A 3,407-nucleotide genomic window follows, 5' to 3' on the forward strand; every position below is an offset into this window, starting at 1 on the left:
TTGGATTCCCGACTGTCCATCGGTACTAATTAGTATCTTAACATATTCGTGGCAAATCCAATGCTGGTAAATATAAAGCCGTGCTACAAGCACGGGTAGGACTTACGCAAAATGACACGCTGTAGGGACAATTCATGAATTGCCCCTACCTGAAAATAAGGGTTTCGGCTATTTATTGTTTGCGTAAGTCCTAACGGGGTTTTAAACCCAACTTTTCAATAAATGGATACTCATTTGCTGCGATCGCTGCGATCGCGTAATCATCATAACAAATTCTTAAAATTTAAGGTAACAAATTAAGCATTAATTATAAATGGGTACTCCTTTATCGTATTGAAGTACTCCAATATCCTATTAAGGTACTCCAATATCGTATTAAGGTACTCCTCTATCGTTTTGAGGTACTCCTCTATCGTATTGAAGTACTTCTATATCGTTTTGAGGTACTCCAATATCGTATTAAGGTACTCCTTTATCGTAATGAGGTACTTCTATATCGTTTTGAGGTACTCCTTTATCGTAATGGGGTACTTATTTATCGTAATGGGGTACTCCTATATCGTAATGAGGTACTCATTTGTTGTGACATGACCCCGACCTGAAGGTACGGGGCTTCTAAACCTCACGATTTAGATTTTCTGGTTGTTTCATTTCGACTGCGCTCAAGACCAGCCTTACGGTTTTTCACCCACTATCTAGATATGCAGTTACCCACATATCCCCGACGCTCTGATTGCCCAGACAGTTTCCTATCCCGACTATCCATCGGTACAAATACAAGCTAGTTTATATCGTTTGGAGGACCCGGCTCATGCCTGACTTTTACTTTCAAGATATCCGTTTCTTGCTTTCGGTATATACATTTTACCACAAAGCCGTCCGATCTATGACGGGGTTTTAGACCCAATTTTTTGATAAAATTATATCAGTGGCAGTAAATCGCACACCATGCGATCGCCACGCTTGAGTAAGTGTAAAATCGTCAAGGAAACGAAGCACGGGGCTTTAAACCCAAATTTTTGATAACTCTCAGAGCCGATAATCTTTTTATATCGAAACCACTATCCCAAGCCAGTGCGATCGCTGGTGGTAACATTAATTCAGGAGCAGGAGGCAGTATAACTGTTACAGCCAGTGAGGTTGTTTTCCTGACAAGAGTACCCGAAGCAAGTGCGATCGCTGGTAGTCTGGCTTGGCTGGTGAAGAGAAAGCAAGCAGCGTTTCGCAAAGCCAAAGTATAATTACGTATTAGAATAAATGATTTAAATAGTTTAAATACAAAGCCCGCTCAGACTTCTCTCTGCGCGGGCTTTGTATTTTATGGGCAATTAGCCGGACATAATCTCAATGTCCCTGAAACTAAAATACTTCCAGGAAGCTTTATTAAGCCTCAACTTTTACACCCTTCCAGAAAGCTACATAACCTTCAATATTCTTAGCCTTCTCCTTGGCGCTGGGATAGTACCAAGCAGCATCTTTATTAATTTGCCCATCAACGTCGATACTGTAGTAGCTGGCGACACCTTTCCAAGGACAAGTGGTGTGGGTGTTGCTTTCAGTGAAATACTGCTTGTTAATGGTGTCAACAGGGAAATAATGGTTGCCTTCCACAACTACAGTATTATCACTCTCGGCTAAAACACTTCCATTCCAAATTGCTTTCGGCATAAATGACTTTGTAAATAAACTATACACATAACATTTTGACACGATCAGCTTATTTGTAGGTGGTCAAACGAGCAGCAGGCGATCGCGCCCCTGGTTACACCTCCCACCACCCCCGATTTATGCAATGTTAGTGCTTAGTGAACCCTTAAAGTGCTTGTAGTTTTTTTGAGAAGTTCATCTGTTTTAGGAGTAAGTGAAAGATGTACAACATGCACTGAACAAGGAGCATGGTGAAGCACGTAGTTACTCACACTACCGAGAAATAGTTCCATCACTCCAGAACGACCCCGACGCCCCATAACAATTAGGTCAGCGCCATAATTACGGGCTAAGTCACAAACAATCCGACCAGGATTACCAATATTTTGTGTAAATTCCGTAGTGACACCTGCTGTGTTAGCTTGGGCACAGAAAGATTGCAACATCTGGATTCCTTGATTTTTAAAGGTATCCCACTGGTTTTGGTATAACTCGAAGCTTTGACTTGTCAATCCCGGATAGTAGTCCAAATTAGACAGCATAGGGACGTAAGGACTACCCTCTTCTTCGGGAGATAAGACATGTAGTAGCATTAAGCTAGCTTGTGTTAACTTTGCTAAACCCAACGCTTCCTCAAAAACCTGTTGCCCTATTTCCGAGCGATCTAACGCAACTAGAATCTTTTTAAACATCATAATAGACCTCCGATTTCATTGGTAATTGGTCTTTACGGTTTCAGGTTTCCAAATACTGGATTGTCAAAAATGACCAAACCCTCAACTATGTTTAGTAACTTTTGAATTTTAAATTTCTTAAAGGTTTTCGCCCCATATTTATATATATAGCAAAATAATTTGAGGGTTCATTAGAGTTAACCTAAATTGTTACTAAAACTTATATTCATAATCACAAACATAATTAGCTTACCATCTTGTTCGCAACTACAAACATTTACTTGGTTATAAGGCTCTGACAAAATCAGAGGCATGGCAAAAGCAGGAAAAGCCCTCAAACGGGTACTAGAAATTTATGGCATCACCCAAAATCGATTGGCTGTATTTATGAGAGTCAATCGTTCTAGTGTTTTTGGCTGGGTGAATGAGGTTGCAGATCCACCGGGTGATACAGTAGTGAAAATTCGCAAAGCACTACAGGAAATTGAGCCTGCTGCGGCTGAGGAGTTTGTCAAGCTGTTCTGGGAAGATTCACAAAAGGATGAGGAACAGTCGTAATTGAGAATCCATTATTCCAACTAGGGAAAATACCGATCCCGCAACCCCTCTCCGAAGCGGAGAGGGGAGCCCAATTTCTCCCCCTTCCCTTGTAGGGAAGGCGGAAGGGGGTTGGGGGGTTAGGTCTGTGTGCAAAGTGGGAGGGTGCGATCGCGCTGATAGAATGGTCAATTAGATTCAAACATTGTTATTTATCTTTTACTCCTAAAGCTTGACTAAAAATGACATCTATGAAATCAATAAATTGTTTATTTTCTGTTGTTTATTTAATCCTATAGTTCCAAGTCTGAATACCTAAATCAATATACCATCCCAAATTAGTAGGAGTATTTCTTTCCTGTGACCTCCACCATTCCCAAATAGAATCATCAAAAGGACGGGTAGCACCTTTCAGGAGATAAATGAATAAATCTAAAGTATTTATATTTATATCACTAGGGTGTGTCATCAAATAGGCATCAATCTATTTTAGAATTAGTGGCTGATGGAAAATTCAGAAGAGTGAGGAGTGTTATCATGACACGTCGT

General features: G+C 40.5%; 4 protein-coding genes. 2 read left to right on the plus strand and 2 right to left on the minus strand.

Features of this window, described 5'->3' with window-relative positions; translation table 11 throughout:
* The first annotated feature begins 1,019 nt into the window (after positions 1-1,019).
* Positions 1,020-1,241: a hypothetical protein gene (locus V7K15_RS15325; RefSeq protein WP_334906331.1), complete on the plus strand. Its 222-nt coding sequence runs from the start codon at positions 1,020-1,022 to the stop codon at positions 1,239-1,241.
* A gap of 142 nt (positions 1,242-1,383) precedes the next feature.
* On the opposite strand, the gene V7K15_RS15330 is transcribed toward V7K15_RS15325, so the two are convergent.
* Both V7K15_RS15330 and V7K15_RS15335 read right to left on the minus strand, forming a co-directional pair.
* Positions 1,384-1,668 carry a DUF427 domain-containing protein gene (locus V7K15_RS15330; protein ID WP_334906332.1) on the minus strand — a complete coding sequence of 95 codons (285 nt, stop codon included), beginning with the start codon at positions 1,666-1,668 and terminating at the stop codon, positions 1,384-1,386.
* Positions 1,669-1,802: 134 nt separating this feature from the next.
* Positions 1,803-2,339, minus strand: coding sequence for a universal stress protein (locus tag V7K15_RS15335; RefSeq protein ID WP_334906334.1), 537 nt, complete (start codon positions 2,337-2,339; stop codon positions 1,803-1,805).
* Positions 2,340-2,633: 294 nt separating this feature from the next.
* Here V7K15_RS15335 and V7K15_RS15340 point away from each other — a divergent pair, with 294 nt between their 5' ends.
* A complete protein-coding gene (locus tag V7K15_RS15340; RefSeq protein ID WP_334906333.1) occupies positions 2,634-2,879 on the plus strand; it encodes a helix-turn-helix domain-containing protein in 246 nt (81 codons plus the stop codon).
* Positions 2,880-3,407 lie beyond the last annotated feature (528 nt).

Origin of the sequence: Nostoc sp. (genome assembly GCF_036919815.1) — a bacterium.
Taxonomy (GTDB): Bacteria; Cyanobacteriota; Cyanobacteriia; order Cyanobacteriales; family Nostocaceae; genus Nostoc.

Bases quoted from the DNA above. Each gene is read 5' to 3' on its own strand.
- V7K15_RS15340 (WP_334906333.1), top strand. From the start codon at position 2,634: ATGGCAAAAGCAGGAAAAGCCCTCAAACGGGTACTAGAAATTTATGGC.
- V7K15_RS15330 (WP_334906332.1), bottom strand. From the start codon at position 1,668: ATGCCGAAAGCAATTTGGAATGGAAGTGTTTTAGCCGAGAGTGATAAT.
- V7K15_RS15335 (WP_334906334.1), bottom strand. From the start codon at position 2,339: ATGTTTAAAAAGATTCTAGTTGCGTTAGATCGCTCGGAAATAGGGCAA.